Annotated in this window: 12 protein-coding genes and 2 tRNA genes; 8 read left to right on the top strand and 6 right to left on the bottom strand. The window is 68.5% G+C overall.

Annotated elements, in window-relative coordinates:
- Both V6M57_RS13475 and V6M57_RS13480 read right to left on the bottom strand, forming a co-directional pair.
- Positions 1-77, bottom strand: a tRNA-Arg gene (locus V6M57_RS13475).
- A 21-nt stretch (positions 78-98) separates the two neighbouring features.
- Positions 99-175, bottom strand: a tRNA-Pro gene (locus V6M57_RS13480).
- A 42-nt stretch (positions 176-217) separates the two neighbouring features.
- On the opposite strand from V6M57_RS13480, the gene V6M57_RS13485 reads away from it, so the two are divergent.
- Positions 218-607 carry a DUF488 domain-containing protein gene (locus V6M57_RS13485; protein WP_332815513.1) on the top strand — a complete coding sequence of 130 codons (390 nt, stop codon included), beginning with the start codon at positions 218-220 and terminating at the stop codon, positions 605-607.
- Positions 608-650: 43 nt separating this feature from the next.
- On the opposite strand, the gene V6M57_RS13490 is transcribed toward V6M57_RS13485, so the two are convergent.
- The 4 genes from V6M57_RS13490 to V6M57_RS13505 form a co-directional block, all read right to left on the bottom strand.
- Positions 651-1235, bottom strand: coding sequence for a hypothetical protein (locus tag V6M57_RS13490; RefSeq protein WP_332815514.1), 585 nt, complete (start codon positions 1233-1235; stop codon positions 651-653).
- A gap of 245 nt (positions 1236-1480) precedes the next feature.
- Positions 1481-2905, bottom strand: a complete 1425-nt coding sequence (gene boxB, locus V6M57_RS13495; RefSeq protein WP_332815515.1) for a benzoyl-CoA 2,3-epoxidase subunit BoxB — start codon at positions 2903-2905, stop codon at positions 1481-1483.
- A gap of 33 nt (positions 2906-2938) precedes the next feature.
- Positions 2939-4630: a 2,3-epoxybenzoyl-CoA dihydrolase gene (gene boxC, locus V6M57_RS13500; RefSeq protein ID WP_332815516.1), complete on the bottom strand. Its 1692-nt coding sequence runs from the start codon at positions 4628-4630 to the stop codon at positions 2939-2941.
- Positions 4630-5592, bottom strand: coding sequence for a helix-turn-helix transcriptional regulator (locus V6M57_RS13505; protein WP_332815517.1), 963 nt, complete (start codon positions 5590-5592; stop codon positions 4630-4632). Before V6M57_RS13505 ends, boxC begins: the two co-directional genes overlap by 1 nt.
- A gap of 98 nt (positions 5593-5690) precedes the next feature.
- Between V6M57_RS13505 and V6M57_RS13510 the strand changes: the two genes are divergently transcribed.
- From V6M57_RS13510 to V6M57_RS13540, 7 genes are all read left to right on the top strand, one after another.
- Positions 5691-6161 (top strand): flavodoxin domain-containing protein, encoded by a 471-nt coding sequence (locus V6M57_RS13510; protein WP_332815518.1) that lies wholly within the window; start codon positions 5691-5693, stop codon positions 6159-6161.
- Positions 6162-6261: 100 nt separating this feature from the next.
- Positions 6262-7833, top strand: coding sequence for a benzoate-CoA ligase family protein (locus V6M57_RS13515; RefSeq protein WP_332815519.1), 1572 nt, complete (start codon positions 6262-6264; stop codon positions 7831-7833).
- Between the two features lie 186 nt (positions 7834-8019).
- Positions 8020-9213 carry an ABC transporter substrate-binding protein gene (locus tag V6M57_RS13520; protein ID WP_332815520.1) on the top strand — a complete coding sequence of 398 codons (1194 nt, stop codon included), beginning with the start codon at positions 8020-8022 and terminating at the stop codon, positions 9211-9213.
- 201 nt (positions 9214-9414) lie between these two features.
- Entirely contained in the window at positions 9415-10278 is an 864-nt protein-coding gene (locus V6M57_RS13525; RefSeq protein WP_332815521.1) for a branched-chain amino acid ABC transporter permease, read from the top strand.
- Positions 10275-11300 carry a branched-chain amino acid ABC transporter permease gene (locus tag V6M57_RS13530; RefSeq protein WP_332815522.1) on the top strand — a complete coding sequence of 342 codons (1026 nt, stop codon included), beginning with the start codon at positions 10275-10277 and terminating at the stop codon, positions 11298-11300. Before V6M57_RS13525 ends, V6M57_RS13530 begins: the two co-directional genes overlap by 4 nt.
- Positions 11293-12045: an ABC transporter ATP-binding protein gene (locus tag V6M57_RS13535; RefSeq protein WP_332815523.1), complete on the top strand. Its 753-nt coding sequence runs from the start codon at positions 11293-11295 to the stop codon at positions 12043-12045. Before V6M57_RS13530 ends, V6M57_RS13535 begins: the two co-directional genes overlap by 8 nt.
- Before the next feature lie 85 nt (positions 12046-12130).
- Complete coding sequence (locus tag V6M57_RS13540) at positions 12131-12844, top strand: ABC transporter ATP-binding protein (RefSeq protein ID WP_332815524.1); 714 nt, start codon at positions 12131-12133, stop codon at positions 12842-12844.
- Positions 12845-12873: the final 29 nt, after the last annotated feature.

Raw genomic sequence — 12873 nt, forward strand, 5'->3', positions numbered from 1 at the left:
TGGCCTGCCCGGAGGGACTCGAACCCCCGACCTGCTGCTTAGAAGGCAGCTGCTCTATCCAGTTGAGCTACGGGCAGGTGAGCGTGGGACAGGAAAGCTGGTCGGAGCGAAGGGATTCGAACCCCCGACCCTCTGGTCCCAAACCAGATGCGCTACCAGGCTGCGCTACGCTCCGAACCCGGGCATTCTAACGAGGCAACCGCAGGAGGAGTCAGGCATGGCAATCCGTATCGTGAGGCTGGGGACACCCCGCAAAACCGGGGAGGGGCCGCGCATCGGCACGGTCCGGCGCCCGCCACGGGGCGTGCCCAAGGAGCGCTTCGCGGCCGACGACTGGTACGACGTGTGGTACCCCAACCTGTCGCCCAGCCCGCCGGTGATGCAGATCGCGCTGCACGCGAAGGACGACAAGGAGTGGGCGGAGTTCACGCGCAAGTTCAAGGCCGAGATGGCACAGCCCGACGCCAGTCGCTCGCTGGACCTGCTGGCCACGCTGTCGCACACCAGCAATTTCTCGATGGGCTGCTACTGCGAGAACGAGGCACGCTGTCACCGCTCGCTGCTGCGCGCCCTGCTCCAACAGCGCGGCGCGCAGATCGTCGATTGAGGAGGGACGGCGCCGGTTGGCGCGCCGGCTGCCCCGCCCTTCTCTATTTCTCGTCCAGCTTCTTGGCCTGGCCCGGAGGCAGGCAGCCGTTGTCCTTCTTGGCCAGCCCCGGCGGGCAGTCGCCCCGGTTGCCCATGGAGGACGTCCCGCGGTGCTCCGGCTCCGGCGCCGTGGTGCCGTCCGTGCTGCCGCTGGTGGTGCCGGTCCCGCCCAGGTAGATGTTGTTGGTGTTGCTGTTGGTGGCGCTGGAACTGGATCCCGACGCTGCGTCGGCGCCGCTGGTGGAGCCGGCCGACGTGCTGCCGTCCGCACCGGTGCTGTCCGTCGAGCCGGTCGTGCTGGCCGTCGAGCCGGTCGACCCGGTTGTGCCGGTCGCGCCGCTCGCGCCCATGGTGTTGGTGGCGGGCGCCGGATCGCCCGGCCGGATGATCGCGCCACCGCTTGCGCCCAGTGCGCCCTCGGTGGTCGCCCCCTGGCCGGTCACGGAGTTCTCCGACGACAGGCTGCCGCTGCTCGTGGCCGACGCCCCCGACTGGGTGCCGAGGGTCGAGCTGGAGGAAGCGGTCTGCGCATAGGCCGCGCCGGCGGCCAGGGTGGAGGCGAGCAGGACGCTCAGAAGTTTGCTCATGCGTAAATCTCCTGGAAGTGAGGACCCGGCGCGACGGTTGCGCCAGGGCACGACAGCAGGATGCCTGCTCGGCTGCGCCGCGGCGGTCGGACGCGTGAACGCATCCGGGTGCGCCACTTCCGACAGGCGGTAGGAGGAGGATGGCCGCCAGAAGCGGCATCGCACCACGCCACCGTCCAGCGGCGGCCACCAACGAAAAAGCGCCGGCAGGCGGCGCTTTCCAGCCAGGGGATGCGGACGTCAGCTCACAGCTTCACGTACTCGTACGCCACCGGCTGGGCGTTGATGCCGCGGTCCGGCGGGGCGATCCACGCGGCCATCTTGCCGGGCTCGGTGACGCGCTGCATCAGGCTCTTGACGAACCGGACGTCCTCCTCGGTCGGCAGCCACTCGGCCTTCTTCGCCTCGAATTCGGCCGCGCCGATCGGGTTGCCCTGCGGGTCGGTGTGCAAGCCCGCCCAGGCGCCCACGTTGCGGCGGAAGCGGATCGACGGCAGCCTGAACTCGAAGGGCACGCCGGCCTTCTTGACCAGCATGTTCCAGCGCGTCACGCCGACGTTGCAGTCCTTGGCGTACTCCAGGCGGGTGATCTCGTTGATGCCGTTGCGCACCGAGATGGTCTCGTCCTTCAGCCCGCCCTTGCCGTCCGGCACCTGGATGGTCATGCTGGTGTCGGCCTCCACGTGGTCGGCGAACTTGGCTTCGTCGGGACGGCCCTTGATGCCGTTGCTGAAGTAGTTGGCGGCGTTGGAGGAAGCCTCCGAGCCGAACAGGTCCAGCGAGCTGGTGAACCAGAAGTTCATGAACTTCTGGATGGTGGGCAGGTCGATGGCGCCGGCGTTGCGGATCTTCTTCCAGTCGTCGGTGTCCAGCTCCTTCATCACCTCCAGCGTGCGCTTGATGGTGCGGCCGACGCCGGTCTCGCCCACGAACATGTGGTGCGCTTCCTCGGTCAGCATGAACTGGCAGGTGCGCGACAGCGGATCGAACGCGCTCTCGGCCAGCGACTTGAGCTGGAACTTGCCGTCGCGGTCGGTGAAGTAGGTGAACATGAAGAAGGACAGCCAGTTGTCCATGGGCTCGTTGAAGGTGCCCAGGATGCGCGGCTTGTCCGGGTCGCCGGAATGGCGCTCCAGCAGTTCCTCGGCCTCCTCACGGCCGTCGCGGCCGAAGTAGGCGTGCAGCAGGTAGACCATGGCCCACAGGTGGCGGCCCTCCTCCACGTTGACCTGGAACAGGTTGCGCAGGTCGTACAGCGAGGGCGCGGTGTGGCCCAGCAGGCGCTGCTGCTCGACCGACGCCGGCTCGGTGTCGCCCTGCGTGACGATCAGGCGGCGGAAGGTCGAACGGAACTCGCCGGGCACGTCCTGCCAGGCGTCCTGGCCCATGAAATCGCCGAAGCCGATCTTGCGGCCTTCCTGCTTGTCGGCCAGGAAGATGCCCCAGCGATAGTCGGGCATGGGGGTGTAGCCGTACTGGGCCCAGCCCTGGGCATCCACGCCGACGGCGGTGCGCAGGTAGACGTCGCTGGCCTTGAAGTCGCTCGGGCCCATCTCGTCCCACCAGCGCAGGAAGGCCGGCTGCCAGTGCTCGAGGGCGCGCTGCAGCTGGCGGTTGTCGCCCAGCGCAACGTTGTTGGGGATCAGGGCTTGCAGGTCAATGGTGCTCATGGTGTTCCTCGTCTCCGGTCAGGCCCGGCTCAGTCAAATCCGCTTCCAGTCGAACTTCGCCTTCTTGCCCGTGCCGAACAGCTTCAGCGCCCCGTCCTCGCCGACGGCGTTGGGGCGGATGAAGATCCAGTTCTGCCAGGCGGACAGCCGGCCGAAGATGCGCGTCTCCAGGGTCTCCTTGCCGGCAAAGCGCAGCGAGGCTTCCATGCCGGTCAGGGCGTCGGGCGACAGCGAGGCGCGCTCCTCCAGCATCAGGCGGATCTCGTCGTCCCAGTCGATGTCGTCCGGCGTCAGCGTCACCAGGCCCAGGGCCAGGGCCTGGTCGGCCCGCAGCGCGCTGCCCTGCAGGCCGCGCAATTGCTCGAGGGTGCCGGCGTCCTCGTTGAAGCGGGTCTGCAGGCGGGTCAGGCCATTGACCTCCGGATACCAGCCGAAGTTGGCGGCCGACAGCTGCAGTGCAGGCGCGACATCCGGGGCGTCCGGCAGGTCCAGCATGTAGATGCGGTCGCAGGCCAGCGCCAACTCGTAGAAGGTGCCGGCGAAGCAGGATCCCTGGTCGACCAGCGCGATCAGCGAGCGGCTGGTGACGTCCAGCCGGGCCAGCGTGCGGCGCAGCAGGCCCCGCGTCTCGCGCACCAGCCAATGATCCTGGTGCTGCTGCAGCACGGCGTCGGCCTGCAGCACGCGCTGCGCATCGCCGCGGGTCCTGATCACCCAGGTGCCGATCTCCAGTTCGTTGGTGCGCAGCTGCAGGATGGCATCGTCCAGCTCGCGCGCGAACTTGAGCGGCCACCACTGGGCACCGGCGGCCACGATGGCGTCGGGTGCCGACTCGATCGCCGCGCCAGGTGCATTCACCGTGAACGTCGCGATGCGCCCTGCGCGGTCGACCCGCACGTCCACCGTGTCGTAGTGGTACCCCTGCTCGTCGATGCGGCCCGCCACCGGCGTGAGCTCGATGCCCTGCTGCGGTCCCTGGCGGGTGGACTGCCGGCGCAGCGCCTGCACTTCGGCCTCCACCAGCTGCGCGAATTGCTGCGGCTTGGCATGCCCGTCGATCAGCTTCCAGTCGCGGGCCCGGTCGGCGCGCACGCCTTCGCTGGTGGTGCAGAAGATGTCGGCCAGGTCGCGGCGCACCTTGCGCTTGTCGGTCACCCGGGTCAGGCCGCCGGTGCCGGGCAGCACGCCCAGCAGCGGCACCTCGGGCAGGCTGACAGTGGAGGAGCGGTCGTCCACCATCACGATGCGGTCGCAGGCCAGCGCCAGTTCGTAGCCGCCGCCGGCGCAGGCACCGGTCACCGCCGCCACCGACTTCAGGCCCTCGTGCTGCGACGAATCCTCCAGGCCGTTGCGGGTCTCGTTGGTGAACTTGCAGAAGTTCACCTTCCAGGCATGGGTGGACAGCCCCAGCATGTAGATGTTGGCGCCGGAGCACCAGATCTTGTCCTTGCCGGACTCGAACACCACGACCTTCACGCCGGGGTGCTCGAAGCGGATGCGGTTGAGCGCATCGTGCAGCTCGATGTCCACCCCCAGGTCGTAGCTGTTGAGCTTGAGCTTGTAGCCGGGCTTGATGCCGCCGTCCTCGTCGATGTCCAGCTTCAGGCGCGCGACGTCGCCCTCCACGGACAGGCGCCAGTGCCGGTAGCGGCCGGGATGGGTGGCGAAGCTGACCAGCTCGCGGTCGCCCTGCTTGAACAGCAGCGGCTCGGTCATGGCGTTCATTACGCGGTCTCCTTGGGAATGCGGGGGGTGGTGGAGGCCTTGGCAGGCCGCGCGGGGGATCCGGACCTGGGGCGGGTGTCGGCCGCGGCGGACGGCACCGCCCGTTCCAGGTCCTTGAAGGACTGCTGCACGCTGCGCGCGGCGGTGTCGACCACCGCGTCGGCGCGTGCGTACAGCGATTCGCGGCTGGCCAGGATGCGCCGCAGGTCGTCCAGCGCCTCGCTGGTGGCGCCCCGGGTGGTGTCGAACGGGCGCATGTCGCCCTGCGCCACCACCCGACTCATGTGTTCTTCCGGGCTGGCCTTGAGCCAGACGCAGTAGAAGCGGCTCTGCAGCAGGTCGAAGGTCTCGCGCTCGCTGACGATGCTGCCGCCGGTGGTCATGACCACGCCGTCCGGGTGCTGCTCGGCGATGCGGAACAGGGCGCGGCGCTCGTAGCGGCGAAATCCCCCCTGGCCGTGCAGCAGCAGGATCTCGTTCATGCCGATGCCGGCCTCGCGCTCGATCTCGCGGTCGAGTTCGACGAAGGGCACGCCGCGATCGGCCGCCAGCCGGGCGCCGAGCGTGGACTTGCCGGCACCGCGCAGGCCGATCAGGGCGATGCGCCGTTCGCGGCCCTGCTCGTCGTGCAGGCCGAATGTTCCCGCCAGCAACCCGTAGGCCTGCTCGAGCTGGTGCTCGTCCAGGCGCTCCAGCAGGTTGTGCAGGCGACCGACGGCGGGCCGCGGCGCGTCCTGGAACAGCTCGAGCACGGTGATGTGCAGGGCGCTGGCGGCCGCCTGCAGCGAATGGATGGACACATTGCCCTTGCCGGCCTCGACGTCGGCCAGGAAGCGTTCGGACAAGCCCGAGTCATGGGCCAGCTGCTTGCGGGTCATGCCCCGGCGGGCCCGCCAGGCGCGCACGCGACCGCCGAGCTCGGCCATGGTGGGCTGGGTGTCGGGGGCGGCAAGGACGGGCATGGGTGAGCTGTGCTGTTGATTTAAATCAAGATTGCAGTATACTTCCGCCCATGGACCTGTCAAGCAGTTTGCTTCATGTCAACTCAAGGAAGTCCCCTATGAAGCTGAAGATCCTCGTCGGCACCATGACCAGCACCGCCGACTACGTGGCCCAGGCAATCCAGATGGACTGCGCCGATCTGGTGGACGAGATCGACGTCGTCCTGATGGACGGGCTGGACATCGCCGCATTCGACGAAGATGCGCTATATCTCATCTGCACCTCGACCTATGGCTCGGGTGACGTCCCGGACAACGCGCGCGCCCTGTACGACTCGCTGGAGGCCACGCCCAGGTACCTGGGCCACGTGCGCTACGGCGTGATCGCACTGGGCGATCGCACCTACCAGCAGACCTTCTGCTTCGGCGGCAAGAAATTCGACGAACGCCTGCAGGGCCTGGGCGCCCAGCGCGTCGGCGAGGTGTTTCTCCATGACGCCAGCGCGGGCACCATGCCCGAAGAGGAAGGCACGGCCTGGTGCCGCCAGTGGCTGGCGCAGGCCCTGGCCCCCGAGAAGGCGGCGGCTTGAACTGAATTAATGTCGGGCGCCGCGCATCGGCGACCATCTCCGGTGCAAGACCACCGGTCCGGCCCGATGACGGCCGGCGAACAACGAGGAGACCAGGCCCATGCATGCCAGCCACGCCGACCACGGCACCATTCCGCCCCGGGTGGACATCCCGCGCGACTACAACGCCGCGCACGACCTGCTGGCACGCAACGCGTCGCGGCCCGACAAGCCGGCCTTCATCGACGCGTCGACCGGCGCCACGCTGACCTACGGCCAGCTCGCGGAGCAGGCGCACCGCTTCGCCAATGCGCTGCGCGATCGCGGCTTGCGCCCCGAAGACCGCGTGCTGCTGGCCATGCTGGACACGCCTGAGTGGCCGGTGGTGTTCCTCGGCTGCATGCTGGCCGGCGTGGTGCCGATCGCGGCCAACACGCTGCTCACCGCGCCGGACTTCGAGTTCATGCTGCGCGACTCGCGCGCCCAGGCGCTGTTCGTCTCCAAGCCGCTCGCCGCCACCTTCGACGGCATCGTCGGCAAGGCACCGGCGCTGCGCACGGTGGTCCTGGCCGGCGCCGAGGGCCCCGACACGGTCGCCGGCATGGTCGCCGCCGGCTCGTCGGAACGGAAGGTGGAGGCCACCTGCGCCGACGCAGCCTGCTTCTGGCTGTACTCCAGCGGCTCCACCGGCACGCCCAAGGGCACCGTGCACCTGCACAGCCACCTGATCCAGACCGCCGAGTTGTACGGGCGCGCGGTGCTGGGCATCCGGGAGGACGACGTCGTCTATTCGGCCGCCAAGCTGTTCTTCGCCTACGGGCTGGGCAACGCCCTCACCTTTCCGATGAGCGTGGGCGCCACCACGGTACTGCTGCCCTCGCGGCCGACGCCGGGCGACGTGTTCGGCGTGCTGAAGCAGTTCCGGCCGACGATCTTCTACGGGGTGCCGACGCTGTATGCGGCCCTGCTGGCAGACCCGGCACGCCCGAAGCAGCAGGAGCTGAACCTGCGCGTGTGCACCAGCGCCGGCGAAGCGCTGCCGGCCGAGATCGGCAAGCGCTGGAACGCGGAATACGGCTGCGAGATCCTGGACGGCATCGGCTCCACCGAGATGCTGCACATCTTCCTGTCCAACCGGCCCGGCGAAGTGCGCTACGGCACCACGGGCAAGCCGGTGCCGGGCTACGAAGTGCGCATCGTCGGCGACGAGGGCCAGGACTGCGGCGTCGGCGAGATCGGCGAGTTGCAGATCCGCGGCCCGAGCGCGGCGCTGATGTACTGGAACAACCGCGCCAAGACCAAGGCGACCTTCTGCGGCGAATGGACACGCAGCGGCGACAAGTACACGTGCGACGCCGACGGCTACTACACCTACGGCGGCCGCAGCGACGACATGCTCAAGGTGGGCGGCATCTACGTGTCGCCGTTCGAAGTCGAAGCCTCGCTGATGACGCACCCGGCGGTCCTGGAGGCGGCGGTGATCGGCGTCGCCGACAGCGACCAGCTGGTCAAGCCCAAGGCCTACGTGGTGCTCAAGCCCGGGCAGAAGGCCGATGCGGGCGAACTGCAGCAGCACGTGAAGGGCCAGCTCGCACCGTACAAGTACCCGCGCTGGGTGGCGTTCGTGAACGAGCTGCCCAAGACCGCCACCGGCAAGATCCAGCGGTTCAAGCTGCGGCAACTCGCCGGCTGATGCCGGCTGCGCAGCATGACAAAAGACGAATGACGAACGGCCGTGCTGCCATTCGCCCGCCGCCGACTCTTCACCGTGCGGCGCAGCGCGCTTCGGCGCCACGCCGCCTAGGGTAAATCTTGGTGCGTCCAGCCTGCGCCCTGCGGTACAAATTGCTTTAGACCTCAACTAATTGGAGACCCACGAATGACCACTCGCCGCCTCGTCCTCACCCGCAGCGCCGCCGTCGTCGGCGCCGCGTCCGCCGGCCTGCTGCTGCCCGGGATCGTCCGCGCCCAGTCCAACCGGGTCCGCGTGGGCTTCATGCTGCCCTACACCGGCACCTACGCGCAGCTGGGCGTGAACATCGAGAACGGCGTGCGCATGGCGATCAACGAGAAGGGCGGCAAGCTCGGCGGCCGTGAGATCGAGTGGTTCAAGGTCGACGACGAGTCCGAACCCTCCAAGGGCGTCGAGAACGCGCAGCGGCTGGTGCAGCGTGACAAGGTCGACGTGCTGATCGGCACCGTGCACTCCGGCGTGCAGATGGGCATCCAGCGAGTCGCCCGCGAGTCGGGCGTGCTGAGCCTGATCCCGAACGCCGGCGCCCACGCCGCCACCCGCGGCCTGTGCGCGCCCAACGTGTTCCGCACCTCGTTCACCAACAGCCAGCCGACCCTGGCCCTGGGCAAGCCGATGGTCGACAAGGGCCTGAAGAAGGCGGTGTGGATCACCTGGAAGTACGCAGCCGGCGACGAGGCCTTCGAGGGCTTCAAGCAAAGCTACACCAAGGCCGGCGGCACCATCGTCAAGGAGCTGGGCCTGCCCTTCCCGAACGTGGAGTTCCAGGCGCTGCTGACCGAGATCGCCTCCCTCAACCCCGATGCGGTGGCCTGCTTCTTCGCCGGTGGCGGCGCGGCCAAGTTCATCCGCGACTACGCCGCCGCGGGCCTGAAGGACAAGATCCCGCTGTGGGGCTCGGGCTTCCTGACGGAGGGCGTGCTCGACGCCGCCGGCGCGGCCGCCGACGGCATCATGACCACCATGCACTACGCCGACTCGCTCGACACGCCGCGCAACAACCAGTTCCGCAAGGCCTTCGCCACCACCTTCAAGCTGCAGCCGGACGTGTACGCCGTGCAGGGCTACGACACCGGCCTCCTGCTCGCCCAGGGCATGGAAGCGGTCAAGGGCGACATCGGCAACAAGCAGGCGCTGTACAAGGCGCTGGAGAACCAGACCATCGACAGCCCGCGCGGCAAGTGGACCATGAGCAAGGCCCACAACCCGATCCAGGACATCTACCTGCGCCGCGTCGAGAACAAGGACAACAAGGTGATCGGCATCGCCGCCAAGGCGCTGGCCGACTCGGGCGCCGGGTGCAAGATGGCGGGCGCCTGACCCTCGCGCGCTTCGCGCGCTCGCCCGGGACCAGGGACCAGGGGCTAGGGGCTGGGGAAACAGCCCCCAGCCCCTTTTCTCGGCCCCATGCCTGAACTGATCCATTCCGCGCGAGAATCGCGCGCCTGACCGCGCGCGATGTCCGACAGCCGCGCCCCTAGCCCCTAGCCCCTAGCCCCTAGCCCCTAGCCCCTAGCCCCCTTGGACTTCTCCACCTTCCTGCTGCAGCTGCTCAACAGCGTCCAGTACGGCCTGCTGCTGTTCATGCTGGCCGCCGGCCTGACGCTGATCTTCGGGATCATGGGCGTGGTCAACCTCGCCCATGGCAGCTTCTACATGCTGGGCGCCTACATCGCCTGGTGGCTCTCCAGCACTTTCGGCAGCCTGACCCTGGCCATCCTGGGCGGCGCGGTCCTCGCCGTGGCCTTCGGGCTGGTGCTGGAGCGGCTGCTGTTCCGCCACTTCTACCACCGCGACCACCTCGACCAGGTGCTCCTGACCTTCGGCCTGATCTACGTGTTCGAGGAGGCGCGCTCGATCTTCTGGGGCGACGACGTGCATGGGGTGAACATCCCGGCGGCGCTGTCCGCTTCCATCCCGCTGACCGACAACCTCTCCTATCCGGTCTACCGCCTGTTCATGTCGGGCCTGTGCATCGTGCTCGCGATCGGCCTGTACCTGCTGATCTCCAGGACCCGCCTGGGCATGAAGATCCGCGCCGGCGCCTTCAACCACGACATGACCGAGGCGCTGGGCATCAACATCAAGCGCATCCACGCCATCGTGTTCGCCCTGGGCGTGGGGCTGGCCACCATCGCCGGCACGATCGCGGCGCCGATCTCCAGCGTCTATCCGAACATGGGCTCGCAGGTGCTGATCATGTGCTTCGTCGTGGTGGTGATCGGCGGCATCGGCTCGGTGCGCGGCGCGCTGATCTCCGCCCTGCTGGTCGGCGCCGTCGACACCTTCGGCAAGGTGCTGCTGCCCCAGGTGGCGGGCATGCTGGTCTACATCCTGATGGCGGCGGTGCTGCTGTGGAAGCCCGAGGGGCTGTTCAAGCAATGAGCGCAACGCAGTCCCACCTCGAAGTCCTCCCGCGCAGCCTGCAGGTGCTGCTGGTGCTGGGCCTGGTCGCGCTGGCGGCGTTTCCCTTCGCCAGCACCGATTTCTACGCGAGCATGGTCGCCCGGATGATGATCCTGGCGATCTTCGCCATGAGCCTGGACCTGCTGCAGGGCGTCACCGGGCTGGTGTCGCTGGGCCATGCCGCATTCTTCGGGGTCGGCGGCTACATGCTGTCCCTGGTGTCCTCCGACAGCGGTGCGGTCGGCCTGTGGTGGACCCTGCCCGTCGCCCTGCTCGTGTCCGCGCTGTTCGCGCTGGTGATCGGCTTCTTCGTGGTTCGAACCCGCGGGATCTACTTCATCATGGTGACGATGGCGTTCGCCCAGATGCTGTTCTACCTGGTGTTCGACAACAAGGACCTGGAGTTCTTCGGCCTGTCGCTGCGCCTGGGCGGCTCGGACGGCATGTACATCAACTTCAAGCCCGACGCCGGCCTGATCGACCTGGAGGACAAGAAGGTCTTCTACTTCTTCACGCTCGGCTGCCTGGTGCTCGTGTACGCCTTCCTGCGACGGCTGCTGTGGAGCCCCTTCGGCCGCGTGCTGGCCGGCATCCGCGTCAACGAGCACCGCATGCGCGCGCTGGGCTACGGCACCTTCGGCTACAAGCTGGCCGCCTTCACGCTGGCCGGCGCCCTGGCCGGCCTGGCCGGCTACCTCTGGGGCGCACAGACCGGCTTCGTCAACCCGGAGCTGATGGGCTTCCACATGAGCGCCCACGTGATCATGATGGTGATCCTGGGCGGCATGGGCAACTTCGCCGGCGCCATCGTCGGCGCCTTCGCGTTCGAGTACCTGCTGCACCTGTTCAAGGACCTGCCGGACATCGGCGAATTCCGCGCCGGCAAGCACTGGCAGCTGTGGATGGGCCTGTTCATCGTGGCGGTGGTCGCGTTCGCCCCGCGCGGCCTGCTCGGTGCGGCCGAGCGCCTGCTGCGCCGCAAGGGAGCCGGCGATGCCTGAAGTCCTGCTCTCGGCGAAGAACCTGACCAAGCGCTTCGGCGGCCTGGCCGCGGTGAACGACGTGTCGATCGACCTGTGGCGCGGCGCCATCCACGCGGTGATCGGCCCCAACGGCGCGGGCAAGTCCACCCTGACCAACCTGCTCTCGGGCGACCTGCCGCCCACCACCGGCAGCATCCACCTGGGCGGCAGCGAGGTGACGGGGCGCAGCCCGGAGCGCATTTCGCGCGCAGGCCTCGGGCGCAGCTACCAGAAGACCAACATCTTCCTGCCCTTCACCGTCCGGGAGAACGTGCGGCTGGCCGCACAGTCGCGTGCCCAGCACCCGCTGCGCTGGCTGCGCCGCGCCACCTCGTTCAAGGCGATCAACGAGCAGGCCGAGCGCGCCATCGAGCTGGCTGGCCTGGCTCCGCGCCGCGACGCCGTGGCCGGCACGATCAGCCACGGCGAGCAGCGCCAGCTGGAGATCGCCATGACGCTGGCCACCGCGCCGCAGGTGCTGCTGCTCGACGAACCGCTGGCCGGCATGGGGACGGCCGAGGCCGAGAGCATGGTGGCGCTGCTGCAGCGCCTGAAGCCGGCGCACGCGATCATGCTGGTGGAGCACGACATGGACGCCGTGTTCGCCCTCGCCGAGAAGCTCACGGTCATGGTCAACGGCCAGGTCATCGCCAGCGGCACGCCCGAGCAGATCCGCGGGGATGCCGGCGTGCAGGCCGCCTACCTCGGGGAGGAAGAACTGTGAGCCCCCGCGCTTGGCACTTCGTGCACTGCGCTGCCCCCCGAGGGGGCCCAAGCCTCCTTGGGGCGGCCCTGCGGAGGCTTGACTGATGCCCGAGCTCCTGATCGACGCGCGCGGCCTGCACACCTATTACGGCCAGAGCCATATCCTGCGCGGCGTGGACTTCCAGGTCGCACGCGGCGAGACCATCGGGCTGATGGGCCGCAACGGCATGGGCAAGAGCACGCTGCTCAAGACCCTGATGGGCCTGGTCAAGCCGCGCGAGGGCAAGGTCCACGTGATGGGCCGCGACATGACCGGCTGCGCGCCCTACGAAATCGCCCAGCTGGGCGTGGCCTACGTGCCCGAGGGGCGCGGCATCTTCGGCAACCTGAGCGTGGTCGAGAACCTGAAGATGGCGGCCCGTGCCGGCACCCGCGGCCAGCGCGAATGGACCTACGAGCGCGTGCTGGAGACCTTCCCGCGCCTGGCCGAGCGCCTGTCGCACGGCGGCCAGCAGCTCTCGGGCGGCGAGCAGCAGATGCTCACCATCGGCCGGGCGCTCATGACCAACCCCGACGTGCTGATCCTGGACGAAGCCACCGAAGGGCTGGCACCGCTGATCGCCCGCGAGATCTGGCGCATCTGCGGGCTGATCCGTGAATCCGGCATCTCGACCGTGATCGTGGACAAGAACTGGAAGCACGTCACGCGGCTCACCAACCGCAACCTCATCCTGGTCAAGGGCACTGTCGTGTTCAGCGGCAGCTCGGATGAGCTGCGCGCGCAACCCGACCTGCTGGCCCAGCACCTGGGCGTGTAAGCCCGCGCCCTGCGCCGATTGACATTTCT

The organism is Ramlibacter sp., assembly GCF_036676645.1.
Taxonomy (GTDB): domain Bacteria; phylum Pseudomonadota; class Gammaproteobacteria; order Burkholderiales; family Burkholderiaceae_C; genus Ramlibacter.